The following is a 14,479-nucleotide window of genomic DNA, read 5'->3' on the forward strand; positions in this document are numbered from 1 at the left end:
TAGCTATTTAAACGCTAAATCCCTTAACGTTGATAAAAAGCCACAGCGAACTGTGGCTCTTGGTTTACTCAATTAATTGCTTTTCTTACTTGCTGAAGCTGCTCTTGGAATGGCAGGCCTCTAAGGTCGCCTAAGCCTGCTGCCATAGTCAGTGCATAAATTTCACTTTCTAGACTCAGCATGTGTGCTTCAACGGTGTCTTTATCAATAGCCGCTTTTTGCTCCAAGTACTCAGCATAGAGGCTATCAATACGATCTATTTGCAGTGACAATAATGCTGCTTGTTGTTTAATTTGCTCGTACTCACGATAGTTCGCTTTGCTGTATGCTTCGCCTTGTTCTAATTGCTTGCGAACGTCCTGATAAACAGTCGGAAAATATCGACTTTTTTGGAATTAGCTAGTGCATAAATTTTTTCGATATACTGAGAAAAATAAAACTGCACAACGGCGTCTTTTTCTAAATCAATGAGTTGTCCTAATAGCTTAGGTACATATTCAGCAACTTGTTGCTCTTGTCCATCGATGAGCATTTCCTTTAATTGCTGATGTTGCTTATCTAGCTCTCGATAACGCTTCTCATAAGAGGTTTCCGCATCCAATTGATCTAAAATTGCAAACTCATCTCTTATTGGCTGTAAAACAGAAGTGATCCTTTGCTTAGCAAGCTGCGCTTCAGCAACCAACGAAATGACTTCCTGACTTTGAGACATGATTTCATCTGAAACTGTATCCGATGAAAATAGTGACGCGCTTTTTAGCGCATATTCAGGAGCTAACCGTAGTTCATTAAATTCAGGTTCTAGCACCGCCCATACTTTGCGAGCCTTAGTTACACGCTCCTCATCAAATTGCGCTAGGTTATCTGCATCTATTTGATTATAAGCACTAAGGGCTTCTTGGAAGACACTTTGGGCTTTATCAAATGCTGCACGTATTTGCTCAGGTGTTGCTTCTTCGCCGGTAATACTACTAGCTAGAGAACCTAAATCTTGCTGTACAGAATCAATAGTTTTACATCCAGATAAAGCACAAATGAATAACGAGCTAACAATGACTAACTTGTTCATTAATAGCTCCACTGTAAACCAACGGCAAATGACACATTACTATATTCAACTTCAGGCACGCGCAGGCGTTGACCATTTTCAAGATTCTTGGTCACAATATCGCGAGACTTGTATTGCGCATCAATACCGCCCATTAACGCAATATGCGACATTATTTGATAACGCAGTCCCACTCGCCCCAACACTCCCCAGCCATTAAAGCTGTCGGTAAGCGTGGTTGTTTCAAATTGGGTGTTTTGAATTTCTGAGTACATTGGCGTACTCAGCTCAGCTTCGGCATACCAACTGTATTTATTAAAACTGTCTTTTAAACGGCTATCGTAACGAGCACCTAAAGTAAGCAAGATACCCATTTGATCTTCTGACACAGAGACCACAGGTCGAAGCTGAGAATTGTAGTCTTGTTGGTCACCTATATTGTTTGCATTGTTCATACCCGGCAAGGTAAAACGTGCTGGGTTATCGGGATCTGCTGAGATAGCAATTAGTGCCTCATCAAATGCCGCTGCACCAGGCTGCACAAAGGCAAAATTTGAACGTGTAAAACTCGACGTAAAAAACTTGGTACCTAGGGTGAATTGTATGGCTTTTGAAAAGTTATATGCGCCTTTAAAACCAATCTCATTCGCTTTCGTTTTAAATGCATTTTCCTGAATATCGCCAAACTCAGCCAAGTGCCAAGTTTCAGTTTCAATTTCAGTCGAAATTGTTGCTGCGCTTTCAATATAAAAGCCCCATGTATCATCAATCCCTGTATATGATATCTGTCGTATTGCGGGGTTAGTAACATCAATTGATTGACTCAGCTTGCCAAATCCCGCTACATCATTGAGTGTTTCACTGTAGCTAATCGTTTCAAAACCGAGTCGAACTTCGCTAAAAGAGGGGTTAACAGCAAGAGCCGAACCGCTGAGAGGGAGTAAAAGAAGAAGTGCTTTCATTGTTCAATTCCTTGATTTGCAAAATCTATGCAGCCAAGAAATGATGCTTACCTTCCTTGGTTACAACATTAAACACAAAGTTACAACTGTTAACTTTTCACAACAATCAGTGTAGACAAATGTATTAATTTTACAAACCAAACTGAACAAAAACTTAATAAAAAAGCCCGCTAAATGCGGGCTTTTATACTAGTAAATTAAATTATTACTAATTATACGGCTTGCTGAACGATTACTTGGTCTGCCTTTTTAGTGTATTGAGGCATACGGTGGAAGTTCAGGTAGCGATACGTATCAGCTGCAGTTGCATTGATCTTAGCTGCATACTCTTGGTACTCAGCAGGTGTAGGTAATTTACCTAGGATTGCTGCTACTGCTGCAAGTTCTGCAGATGCTAAGAATACGTTTGCGCCAGTACCTAGACGGTTAGGGAAGTTACGCGTAGAAGTAGACACAACAGTTGCTTTATCAGCAACACGCGCTTGGTTACCCATACACAGTGAACATCCTGGAGTTTCGATACGTGCACCTACACGACCAAAGATACCATAGTAACCTTCGTCAGTAAGTTGGTCTTTATCCATCTTCGTTGGTGGTGCAACCCAAAGTTGAGTTGGGATACGACCACTGTAACCATCTAGTAGTTTACCTGCAGCACGGAAGTGACCAATGTTAGTCATACACGAACCGATAAATACTTCGTCGATTGTCTCACCAGTAACGTCTGAAAGAAGACGCGCATCATCTGGGTCATTTGGTGCACAAAGGATTGGCTCTTTGATGTCTGCTAGGTCGATTTCAAGTACGTGTTTGTACTCTGCATCTGCATCAGCTTCCATAAGCTCTGGGTTAGCTAACCACTCTTGCATTGCTGTGATACGACGCTCAATAGTACGAACATCGCCGTAGCCTTCAGAGATCATCCACTTAAGCATTACGATGTTTGACTCAAGGTATTCAGCGATAGACTCTTTAGAAAGTTTAACTGTACAACCTGCAGCTGAACGCTCAGCTGATGCATCAGAAAGCTCGAACGCTTGCTCAACTGTTAGGTGCTCAACACCTTCGATTTCTAGTACACGACCAGAGAATTCGTTGATCTTACCTTTCTTCTCAACTGTAAGAAGACCTTCTTTGATACCGTAGTAAGGGATCGCATGTACTAGGTCACGTAATGTGATACCTGGCTGCATTTCGCCTTTGAAACGTACTAAGATTGACTCAGGCATATCAAGAGGCATTACACCTGTTGCTGCTGCGAATGCTACCGCACCTGAACCCGCTGGGAATGAAATACCTAGAGGGAAACGAGTATGTGAGTCACCACCAGTACCTACTGTATCTGGTAATAACATACGGTTTAACCATGAGTGGATTACACCGTCACCAGGACGCAGTGATACACCGCCACGGTTCATGATGAAATCAGGAAGTGTGTGGTGAGTGTTTACGTCAATTGGCTTAGGATAAGCTGATGTATGACAGAAAGACTGCATTGTTAAATCTGCAGAGAAACCTAAACACGCAAGGTCTTTAAGTTCGTCACGCGTCATAGGGCCTGTTGTATCTTGTGAACCAACAGTTGTCATTTTCGGCTCACAGTATTGACCAGGACGTACGCCAGGCATGTTACATGCTTTACCAACCATCTTCTGCGCTAATGTGAAGCCTTTACCAGAATCTTCAACTAGAGCTGGTTTGCGGAAGATATCTTCTGCTTCTAAACCTAGAGATTTACGCGCTTTGTCAGTTAAACCACGACCGATGATTAGTGGGATACGACCACCAGCACGCACTTCATCAAGAATTACGTCTGATTTAAGAGAGAAAGTAGAGATTACTTCATCAGTACCGTGACGCTTTACAACACCTTCGTAAGGGAAGATATCGATTTGGTCACCCATGTTTAGCTCATCAACAGGTAGCTCGATTGGCAATGCACCAGAGTCTTCCATTGTGTTGAAGAAGATAGGAGCAATTTTGCCACCTAAACATACACCACCAACACGCTTGTTTGGTACGAAAGGAATATCATCACCCATGAACCAAAGTACTGAGTTAGTTGCAGATTTACGAGATGAACCCGTACCAACTACATCACCTACATATGCAAGAGGTAAACCTTTAGTTTTAAGCTCTTCTAGTTGTGAGATTGGACCAACTTCGCCTGGTTTTTCAGGGTTGATGCCATCACGCTCGTTCTTCAGCATTGCTAAAGCGTGTAATGGAATATCTGGACGTGACCAAGCATCTGGCGCAGGAGAAAGGTCATCTGTATTTGTTTCACCAGTTACTTTGAATACGGTAACTGAGATTTTTTCAGCAACTGCAGGCTTGTTTACAAACCATTCTGCATTTGCCCAAGACGCGATCACTTGCTTAGCAAATTCGTTACCTGCTTTCGCTTTTTCTTCTACATCGTAGAAAGCGTCGAACATTAATAATGTGTTTGAAAGACCTTTAACAACGATTGGTGCTAACGCTTCGTCATCTAAAAGCTCGATCATAGGTGCGATGTTGTAACCACCTAACATAGTACCAAGTAGCTCAGCTGCTTTTTCTTTTGATACAAGTGGAGAGCTCGCTTCACCTTTTGCAACTGCAGCTAAAAAACCAGCTTTAATATAAGCCGCATCATCAACACCCGGTGGTACACGGTTAACTAGAAGATCAACGATGAACTCTTCTTCGCCTGCCGGTGGGTTTTTGATTAATTCAATAAGATCAGCCGTTTGCTGAGCATCTAGTGGCGCTGGTACGATACCTAACGCGGCACGTTCTTCTACGTGTTTACGATATTCTTGTAGCACAATATTGCCCTCTTGGTGACGTGAAAGTACTCGGTAGTATTAAGCTAAATACCAATTAAGACCCAGTACTTATAGTATTCTGACGGTTAATTATAAAGCTTTTAAGTATAGATGAAAATCCATGCTGTGGTTAGGCACTTTATATTCACTATAAATACCATGAATAGTACTAGAAAAAAACGCTATTCAAATGAATATTTATTAAGAATCATTCCTATCTACTTACTTTAAGTCTTAGAAATAAAAAAACCCAGCACTAGGCTGGGTTTTTAAAATTTTCGTAAAGGGTTAGATTAACGCTCTACTTTAACACGCTCAATTACAGTTACTTTCGCTTCAACACGACGGTTTTCAGCGTGAGCTTCTGGCGTATTTGCAGGGTTTTTAAGGCGTTCTTCACCTAAACCAACAGTAGTAAGACGCATTGGGTCAATACCGTCTTCGATTAGTTTCTTAGCAACGGCATCAGCACGTTTCTTAGATAACCACTTGTTGTAGTCAGCTTTACCTACTGATGAAGTGTGACCTTCAAGTACTACGTCAGTACCTGGGTGCTCTTTTAAGAACTTAGCAGCGCGGTCAATATCATCTAAGTATTGTTGAGATACTTTAGAAGTGTTGTTAGGGAACGTGATTAGTAAGCTCTTAGTTACTTCACGATCTTCATATAATGTACAACCAGTGCCATCAACAGCGTCAGTCATTGGCGTGTTTGCACATTGGTCATCAGCATCAGGGATGTTATCGCCATCGCTATCAACTGGCTCAACTGCAACAGGAACAACTGTTGGAGCAGGTTCAACTGGCTCTGAAGCAGAGCTTTGTGCGCCAAAGATGTAGCTTAGGCCTAATTTAGCGCCAACATCTGTGTAACCACGGTCAAGACCTTGGTATAAAGATGTTTCAGCGTTAAATGCGAAATTATCTGTGAAGTAGTGTTGGTAACCAGCACCCACGTTTGCGAACATTAGATCTTCGTCAACCGCATCAAGATTTTTAAGACCGAAAATACCGTAGAATGGACCACCACCTAAGTGATATAAAGCGTCGATACCGTAACGCTTGCCGCTTTCAGAACCACTCATTGTAGTGCCATCGTTTAAATCTACGCTGTAGTCGAAATCCATATCAGCGTATTCTAAACGAGCGCTCCAGTAATCACTGAAACGATAACCAAGCTCTAAGCCCCAACCTGTAGAATCATCTACATTTAGGCCGCCAGCTGAAAAGTCACGAACGTCTTCCCAAGATGCGTCATAGTAGTCGCCAAATGCGCCGATGTAGAAACCTTGCTTTTCGGCAGCGAAGCTTGAAGCACTAGTTGCAGCAAGTGCTAAAGCAATAGTAAGTGATTTTAATTTCATTGTTTCCTTCCCATTTTCACAATTAAAATTGTAGCTAAGTTGAACCAGCTCAATCAGTTTAAACAGAGTAGTCGACTAATAGTTAATCAAAACTTAACGAACTCGGTACAGAACAAAAATCTTGCCGAGTAATTTCAGTCAATTACCCAATAATAGGTTATCTAAATAACTTTGCATAACAATGCCTTTAGATCGCTTTGTTATGATTAGGTGAAAGCCGCTTTTCAGCCCAATCTACTGACTTCAAAACCGATAAAAGTCCATTCCCAATTACATTATTATATTGGTTATTTTTAAATCAACAAGTTGAAAGCAACTTTATTTGTAAATTTTCGTTAAAAAGCAAAACTTTAGTGCTATTTTATTGATATAAATCATAACACTGGCGGCTAGCTTGCTCAATCAACGAACACTTAGATTTTAAAAAATGAGCATTTACAATTGTTATCAACCATAAAGATTAACCCTTAAGTACCACAAAAAGTTTGGTAATTACAATCACCTTCCTTCGGAGGTTGATACCATGCAGCAAATTGTTCCTCATACTTATATGGAGCTTTGATGACTTTCATAAACTCATCAAGTGAAACGCTTTGAGCTGTTTGTTCATACTCAGCCAAGATCATTTCAATATTATGATTGCGTGGAATGACTGCAGGATTAACAGCGCGCATTGTGCTGTAACTTTCAGAAGATGTTCTTAACCTCCATTTTGAAACCCACCCTTTAAGTTGAGAGTCAATAGCAAAGTCTCTCACTAAAGATTCAGTAAGCGCATTGAAAGTATTGGTATAATCAAGCTGATGTTGTTTCATTAAACTCAGCAATTCTGAAACTAAAGCATGATCGCCTTCTTGCTGACCTGCTAATCCTAATTTCTGCTGCCACATAGTATTAAATGCATCATTGAATTTAGCTGCAAAGCCATTCACTACCGGCGAGAGTTTTTCGACGGCACTCTCTTGATCAGCAAATAACGGAATTAAGCTTTCAGCCAAACGTGCAATATTCCAATTGGCAATATTGGGTTGATTACCAAATGCATAACGTCCTTGATGGTCAATTGAACTGAACACCGTGTCTAGGTCAAACTGATTCATCATCGCACAAGGACCATAGTCAATCGTTTCACCACTAATCAAGGTATTATCGGTATTCATCACGCCATGTATAAAGCCAATTCGCATCCAGCTGATAACCAGCTCAATTTGCTTATCGAGTACGGCAGTTAAAAATTCAATATAACGCTGCTCACCCGTACTGCTAATGTCAGGAAAATGACAATTAATTGCGTAATCAACGAGCTTTTCTAGCCCTTCGATATCCCCTTGTGTGGCTAAGTATTGAAATGAGCCAACACGGATATGGCTTTTAGCTAGGCGAGTAACAACTGCACCCGGGCGAGGTGGCTGACGATATACCGTTTCACCAGTTGTAACCACAGCTAAACAGCGTGTAGTTGCGATGCCAAGCGCATAAAGCGCCTCACTCATGATGTACTCTCGTACTGCTGGGCCTATGGCGCAGCGACCATCACCACCGCGCGAGAATACTGTTGCTCCAGCGCCTTTTAGCTGCAAGTCCCACAATGTGCCATCTTTATCTGCAATAGCGCCAAGCAAATGTGCTCGGCCATCACCAAGACGCGGTGAAAAATGACCAAATTGATGACCTGAGTAACCAAGTGCAACTGGTGCAACGTCGTTATCTATCGTTGAACCAGATAACAATTTAGCTAAAAATTCGCTGTCGTGATTAATCGCAAAATTATCAGCGAGCTTGTCATTGAAGAGCAGCAATTGCGGCTCAGCAACGGCGCTAGGCATATCTTTAATCGCAAGTAGTTCACTAATATCTGTGTATCGAGTTTGCAGTTTCATAACTGTCCTTAACGTGTTGCGACACCTACGCGGTTATCACCTACACCATAAGCCACGAGCTGACTAAGTGCCTGCAGGCTGTAGCCACTTTGCTGTTGTAATTCATTGAAGAAGTCTTGCGCCGCTTGTAATGACTTTTTAGTTTGTAAGCCGCCATCAATCAACTCATGGGCACGCAAGTAGGCTTCTACATCGCGAGAAAGCAAAAAGGTATCTTTACCAAGCGCTCGCAAAGCGTAAGGGCCAGTGTTGCCTCCTAATCGAGCGCCATGTTTTTTAAGATAAGCCCACAGACCAATAATATTGTCAGTTGGCCAATCTGCGATAAATTGACTGAAGCTGCCATGTTTCTCAGCAACTTCGTGGATCATGTACGCATTTTCAGGGATCGTTTGTACTTTTTTGAAATTTCGGATGATACGTTCGTCACTGGCCTTTTGCTCAAGCATATCCGGTGGCATCATCAATAATTTTTCTACGCTGAAATCCCAAAACACATCACGGAAACCAGCCCACTTATTATTGATTACAGACCAATAAAAGCCGCTTTGAAATACTTTACGCGTAAACTCTTCTAACCATAAATCGTCATTCATTTTGGCAATATCAGTATCATCGAGCGGGTTTGATAACAGCGCATGCAGCATTTCTTCACTGCCCTTTCGAGATACGGCTCGTTGATAAATATCGTTGAATTTTTCCATCATTTTTCCAATTTATTTGGTTAACGCTAAGTGTACGTAAAAACACGGTTATACGTAACCATGTTGCAAAATCGGTCACTAAAAAACAAATCCTTCGCCTTGACACCTAGATGGCTAAAATGCTTTAATCGCCGCCAATACCCTATTTAACTATGTTGGCTTTAACCTTTAAAGCGAGCATAAAGGGCTGGAAGAGGTGCGTTATTCAGGTAGCGTATGGGAAGAGCACAGACTCTGATGATCATACGTGAGGGGAATTAACGCCGAGAAGTAACACCGTTTGTGAGGTGCTTATTTCGGGCGACTGGGCTGAATCCCAGCGACTGTCACCAACAATAGCAAAACGCTATTGATTAGTTTGGTGGAGAGCTTCTGGTCTTAGTATAATAAGGCCGTTGCGTCTTTATTATTTTAAGCCCATTCGCTCTTCGAATTATACCTTGTTCGAATGACGACATGCGGCTCCATTCAATTGCTCCCGCATAAACTCTTCGAATACCTTATAAGTTCGTGAGAGATGATCAACAATTTTGATTTAAACGACTATCCATTATGGACAGCGCTTGTCACGCCATTTTCTGAATCTGGCGAGGTCGATTACACGGCCCTTGAACAACTGGTCGCTGAGCAGCAAGATGCAAATAACGGCATTTTATTGCTTGGCAGTACCGGTGAAGGACTGGCGCTTTCACTCAAAGAGCAACAAGCTATTGTTGAGCATGTTTGCCAATTAGCACCGACTGTACCACTCATGGTTGCTGTGGGCGGCATGAACCTCAAGCAACAAGTTGCTTGGGTTGAATACTGCAACCAACTACCTATTCATGGCTATCTATTGGGCTCACCTCTGTATGCAAAACCTGGGGTTGTTGGCCAAACACATTGGTTTGAAAGCCTACTCAACGCAAGCCATCACCCTTGTATGTTGTATAACGTACCAGGACGTAGCGCAGTTGAGATCTCACCGCAGGTGATCAAAAACCTTGCTGAACACAAAAACCTTTGGGCTTTAAAAGAGGCCAGTGGCGACATTAGCAAATTTGAAGGCTTTAGAACGGCATCACCAACATTAGCCATTTTCAGTGGCGATGATGCACTTATGCCGTATTTTGCTCAAGCTGGTGCCAAAGGTTTAGTTTCGGTTGCCGCGAATGCTTGGCCGATTCAAACCCATGAGTTTGTTAAACGCAGTTTAAGTGGTCAATACCCAAATCTATTCACCGATTGGTCGCAAGCAATCCAAAGTTTATTCGCTGTAGCAAATCCAATCCCCGTAAAAGTACTGATGCACCTGCAAGGTAAAATAAATACCCCGCATTTACGTCCGCCGCTTACACATTTAGAGCTTGAGCAAACAGACAGCATCACCCACGCAAACAACACAATTTTATCTTGGAACTAAAAACAGGTTTTATCATGAGCTGGTTAGAATTATTAAACAACTTAGAATCAGGCGCAGTTCGCGCAGCAACACAAGACGAGAACGGCAACTGGCACGCCAATGTTGAAGTTAAACAAGGCATTTTAGAAGCCTTTAAGAATGGTACAAATACCGAGTTCCCGGGTGGTTTTGTTGATAAGCACAACTTAGCACCACAAGGCTTTGCAGCAGATGCAGGCGTGCGTATGGTACCAGGTGGTAGCAGTGTTCGTCGTGGCGCACACGTTGCCAAAGGCACCATTATCATGCCACCAGCGTATGTAAATATTGGCGCATTCATCGACGAAGGCACAATGGTCGACAGCCACGCATTAGTGGGTTCATGTGCACAAGTGGGTAAAAATGTTCACCTAAGTGCGGCAGTACAATTAGGTGGCGTACTTGAGCCAATTGGTGCCAGCCCTGTGGTTATTGAAGATGGCGCATTCATCGGTGCAGGCTGCGTTATTGTTGAAGGTGTGGTCGTGAAAAAAGGTGCTGTACTTGCGCCGGGTGTTCGCTTATCGGCAACCATTCCTGTCTACGATTGCGTTAACGAGCGCCAGCTAGACAAAGGTGAAGCAATTCCAGAAAACGCGATTGTGATCCCAGGCTCTCGTCCAGCTTCAAATGCATGGGGTCGTGAACAAGGTCTAAGCATGTCGTGTGCATTGATCGTGAAATACCGTGACGAACAAAGCGATGCATCATTACTGTTAGAAGAGGTTTTACGTTAATGAGCTTTTTGAGCACGCCTATCAAGCAAGCGGTTGAACAAGTTTCAACGCATCTTGATACGCCATTTTTTATCTATGATTTAGATAAATTAACTGCACATTTAAATCAACTGACTGCACAAACCAATGTAAAACTTTGGTATGCCGTTAAGGCCAACCCACTGTCTCGCATTATTCAATGTTTAGACAGCGCAGGGTTTAACTTTGATGTTGCAAGTAAAGGTGAACTTGAGCAAGTACTTGCCCAAGGCATCGATAGCAAGCGCGTGCTCAACACAGGGCCTGCAAAAAGCCCTGCACAAATTTCACATTTTATTGCTCGCGGCGTACGTACTTTTGTGGCCGAGAGCATTAACCAAGTTCGCTGGTTAAACGAACAAGCAACAAAAACAAATTGTCAGCTGCAAGTTCTATTGCGTGTACAACTTCGTTGGCCAGACAGCGAAAAGAACCCACTTGGTGGTGATAGCCTTACCCCTTTTGGTTTGGGCTGTGATGAGTGGCAAGCACTCACTGCAAGTGATTACCCTGCTCTTAGCTTTGATGGTCTGCATATTTTCCAATGGGGCAATATGCTGAGCACTGACAAGCTCGCCGAGCTATGGCGCGCGATGATTGCGCCACTGCAACAGCTAGCACGCTCATTAAACATTAATCTTAATATTCTCGACTTAGGGGGTGGCTTAGGCATTCCTTATACTCAAGATGCTAACCGACTTGATTGGTCTGCACTTATCGAGACCCTAGCGAGCATAAAAGCAGATGCCGGTGTTAATGAGCTTTGGATGGAACTTGGCCGCTATGCGGTGGGCGAATGCGGCCATTACGCAACGCCAGTTGTTGAGCGTAAAGTAAATTACAATCAACAGCAGGTCATTTTATCAGGCGGTATTAACCATTTACTTCGCCCAGCTGTGACAAGCCAAGATTTTCCTGCATCGTTACTACGCGAATCGACGGCTGAGCCTGCAGCAATGACTTTATACGGGCCACTTTGCACCGCCCTTGATTGCTTAGGTGAGCACCAATTAGCGAGCGATTTAAATGAGCAAGACTGGTTGGTATTCAGCCAATGTGGCGCGTATGGCTTTACCGAAAGTATGCCGTACTTTCTATGCCACGAATTAGCGGCTGAATACATCCTTGAACAAGGCAATATTGAGTGCATCCGTAGCGCTGAAGATGCCAGCTATTATTTAAGGTAATCACCATGAGTAAAGAATTAATCAACCAAGAGAATATTGTTGTTGGCGAGATTGCAAACGGCCTACCTCTAACAATCCCAGTGTATCGCTTAAAAGGCGATGGCACGGGGCCAGACGTGTATATACAAGCCAATATGCACGGCGCTGAAGTACAAGGTAACGCCGTAATTTATCAATTGCTTGAGCAGCTAAAATCACTCAAGCTGCGTGGCGATATTACCCTAGTGCCTTATGCCAACCCTATTGGCTGCAACCAAAAATCAGGTGAGTTTACTTTAGGTCGCTTCGATCCAATTACTGGCACCAACTGGAACCGTATGTACCGCTTTAATAAAGCGTTACCGTCACAGATTGCTGAACAGTATAAAGACAGTGATGATGCGACCCTTAAAGCGGCGTTTAAACAGGCACTCGTTGCTGACATCGACAGTCAATTAACGGGCCCAGATTACAGCCTACCAACGGGTAAGCGTATTGCCCTTAACTTGCAAAAGCTTGCTCATCAGGCTGATATTGTTTTAGATCTTCACACCGGGCCTATCTCAAGTCAGCACTTATACTGTCCTGAATACGCCAAAAACAGCGCGAGCTACTTTAACATCGAACATGTGCTATTGATCCCAAGTGATTTTGATCGCGCGATGGATGAAGCGAGTTTCTGTCCATGGTGGTCACTATCTGAAGAGCTTGGCAAGCAAGGCCGTGAATTCGCTGTTCAAGTAGAGGCATTTACCGTTGAGCTAGGTAGCCAAGAAAAAATCGATTTAAGTGCAGCACTTGATGATGCAAATAGCATTTTAAGTTACCTCAATCACAAAGAGGTATTAGTTGATGCTGCGTACCAACCAAAAGCGATGACACGCTATGCCTGTATGCTTGAAGATTATATAGCTTACTACGCCCCTATGGGTGGCATGGTTGAATACCTTGCCCCACTGGGTGGCCATATTAAAGCAGGTGAGCCTATCGCCCGTATTTTAAGAATGGAGCGCTACCTTTCTGAGCAGCCCCTACAAACATTAAGTTTTGATAAAGACGCCATCGCTATTTTGCATTTTGCTTCAGCAAGCGTGAATCAAGGTACTGAACTTTATAAGTTTTTTACCAACGTATTTGAGCTATAAGCTCATTCCTTCTCATTGCGTGAGAGTCGACGGCTTATGCCCTTAGGCCGTTACAGCAGGGCTCCAAGCTTAGCTTGGGGCTCTCTATTTACCTAAAATTTCAACAATTCAGTACAAGTTCACGGTTACTTATGTAAAAATCGTTATAATTATACCTACTTACAAGTCTACTGAAAGGGAACTGCAATGGGATGGCGCATTTGGCTGGCAGCCGCTGGCTTATTTTCTGTACCTGTATTTGCTCAAACTGAACAACCACAAACTAACGAACAAGATGACGCGCTAGAACTCGTAAAGCAGTGTATTTTGAACGAAGCTATTGGCGGTGACGGTAAACAAACACTCGAAGAACTTCGTAAAAAATGTTCTGACTTAGACGAGAGCAAAAAGCTCACAGCTCTTGAAAAACGTAAAGCCCGTGAAGAAGTAAGTAAGAAAAACCGTAATGTGATCACCCCACATAAGCGTAACTATATATTGCCGCTGTCTTACGTATCCAATCCTAATGAGCGCCCTTTTGATGGCCTAAAAGACCTCGCTGAAGAAGTCGATGGCGAGCCACTTGATAATCTTGAAGTAAAATATCAACTATCAATCAAAGTGCCTATCTTCGAAGGCTTCTCAGATAAAGACCAAGGCGTATTTTTTGCATTTACCATGCAATCGTTTTGGCAGTTTTATAACAAAGATATTTCATCACCGTTTCGTGAAACGAATTATGAACCTGAGATATTCTGGGTGAACTACCTCGACCCTGAGCATGTGCTTTGGGGCGATGAAATGGCAATTGCAATTGGTGCCTCACATCAATCGAATGGCCGCAGCCAGCCAAATTCACGTTCATGGAACCGTATTTATGCGGATTTCTTATGGGAAAAAGATGGCTTTGTATTTAGCTTTAAGCCTTGGTACCGCATTCCTGAAGACAAAAAAGACGATGAGATCGAAGCCCGTGGCGATGATAATCCAGATATCTACAAATACATGGGTTACTTTGAGTTCTCGGGTGCATACCGTTACAACGAGCATGAATTTAGCTTTATGACCCGTAATAACTTAAATTCAGATAACCGCGGTGCAATCCAATTAGATTGGTCTTTCCCTCTTTGGGGCCGATTACGTGGTTACGCACAATACTTTAATGGTTATGGCGAAAGCTTAATTGATTACAACGCCGATATTGAACGTTTTGGTGTGGGTATTCTATTAACTGACTTACTTTAAC

General features: G+C 42.8%; 12 protein-coding genes and 1 riboswitch. Of the genes, 5 read left to right on the forward strand and 7 right to left on the reverse strand.

Annotated features, from left to right (window positions below):
- Positions 1-68: 68 nt before the first annotated feature.
- From C2M25_RS06090 to C2M25_RS06120, 7 genes are all read right to left on the reverse strand, one after another.
- Positions 69-272, reverse strand: a complete 204-nt coding sequence (locus C2M25_RS06090) for a hypothetical protein (protein ID WP_105180684.1) — start codon at positions 270-272, stop codon at positions 69-71.
- 68 nt (positions 273-340) lie between these two features.
- Positions 341-1,069, reverse strand: coding sequence for a hypothetical protein (locus C2M25_RS06095; protein ID WP_105180685.1), 729 nt, complete (start codon positions 1,067-1,069; stop codon positions 341-343).
- A complete protein-coding gene (locus C2M25_RS06100; protein ID WP_063701563.1) occupies positions 1,069-2,010 on the reverse strand; it encodes a hypothetical protein in 942 nt (313 codons plus the stop codon). The genes C2M25_RS06095 and C2M25_RS06100 overlap by 1 nt, the downstream gene beginning before the upstream one ends.
- Before the next feature lie 212 nt (positions 2,011-2,222).
- Positions 2,223-4,820, reverse strand: a complete 2,598-nt coding sequence (gene acnB, locus C2M25_RS06105; RefSeq protein ID WP_063701561.1) for a bifunctional aconitate hydratase 2/2-methylisocitrate dehydratase — start codon at positions 4,818-4,820, stop codon at positions 2,223-2,225.
- A 293-nt stretch (positions 4,821-5,113) separates the two neighbouring features.
- A complete protein-coding gene (locus C2M25_RS06110) occupies positions 5,114-6,184 on the reverse strand; it encodes an OmpA family protein (protein ID WP_063701559.1) in 1,071 nt (356 codons plus the stop codon).
- Between the two features lie 467 nt (positions 6,185-6,651).
- A complete protein-coding gene (locus C2M25_RS06115; protein ID WP_105180686.1) occupies positions 6,652-8,064 on the reverse strand; it encodes a protein adenylyltransferase SelO in 1,413 nt (470 codons plus the stop codon).
- Between the two features lie 8 nt (positions 8,065-8,072).
- Positions 8,073-8,768 carry a DNA-3-methyladenine glycosylase I gene (locus C2M25_RS06120; RefSeq protein WP_105175080.1) on the reverse strand — a complete coding sequence of 232 codons (696 nt, stop codon included), beginning with the start codon at positions 8,766-8,768 and terminating at the stop codon, positions 8,073-8,075.
- A 183-nt stretch (positions 8,769-8,951) separates the two neighbouring features.
- A riboswitch (Lysine riboswitch) is annotated at positions 8,952-9,148 on the forward strand.
- A gap of 137 nt (positions 9,149-9,285) precedes the next feature.
- Between C2M25_RS06120 and dapA the strand changes: the two genes are divergently transcribed.
- From dapA to C2M25_RS06145, 5 genes are all read left to right on the forward strand, one after another.
- Positions 9,286-10,170, forward strand: a complete 885-nt coding sequence (gene dapA / locus C2M25_RS06125) for a 4-hydroxy-tetrahydrodipicolinate synthase (RefSeq protein ID WP_063701553.1) — start codon at positions 9,286-9,288, stop codon at positions 10,168-10,170.
- Between the two features lie 14 nt (positions 10,171-10,184).
- Positions 10,185-10,925: a 2,3,4,5-tetrahydropyridine-2,6-dicarboxylate N-succinyltransferase gene (locus C2M25_RS06130; protein ID WP_105180687.1), complete on the forward strand. Its 741-nt coding sequence runs from the start codon at positions 10,185-10,187 to the stop codon at positions 10,923-10,925.
- Positions 10,925-12,130 (forward strand): PLP-dependent decarboxylase, encoded by a 1,206-nt coding sequence (locus tag C2M25_RS06135; protein ID WP_105180688.1) that lies wholly within the window; start codon positions 10,925-10,927, stop codon positions 12,128-12,130. Before C2M25_RS06130 ends, C2M25_RS06135 begins: the two co-directional genes overlap by 1 nt.
- 5 nt (positions 12,131-12,135) lie before the next feature.
- On the forward strand, positions 12,136-13,254 hold the full coding sequence (locus tag C2M25_RS06140) for a succinylglutamate desuccinylase/aspartoacylase family protein (RefSeq protein ID WP_105180689.1): 1,119 nt from the start codon (positions 12,136-12,138) through the stop codon (positions 13,252-13,254).
- 186 nt (positions 13,255-13,440) lie between these two features.
- Positions 13,441-14,478: a phospholipase A gene (locus C2M25_RS06145; protein ID WP_063701543.1), complete on the forward strand. Its 1,038-nt coding sequence runs from the start codon at positions 13,441-13,443 to the stop codon at positions 14,476-14,478.
- The last annotated feature ends 1 nt before the right edge of the window (position 14,479 follow it).

The organism is Pseudoalteromonas sp. T1lg21, assembly GCF_002964625.1.
GTDB lineage: Bacteria > Pseudomonadota > Gammaproteobacteria > Enterobacterales > Alteromonadaceae > Pseudoalteromonas > Pseudoalteromonas gelatinilytica.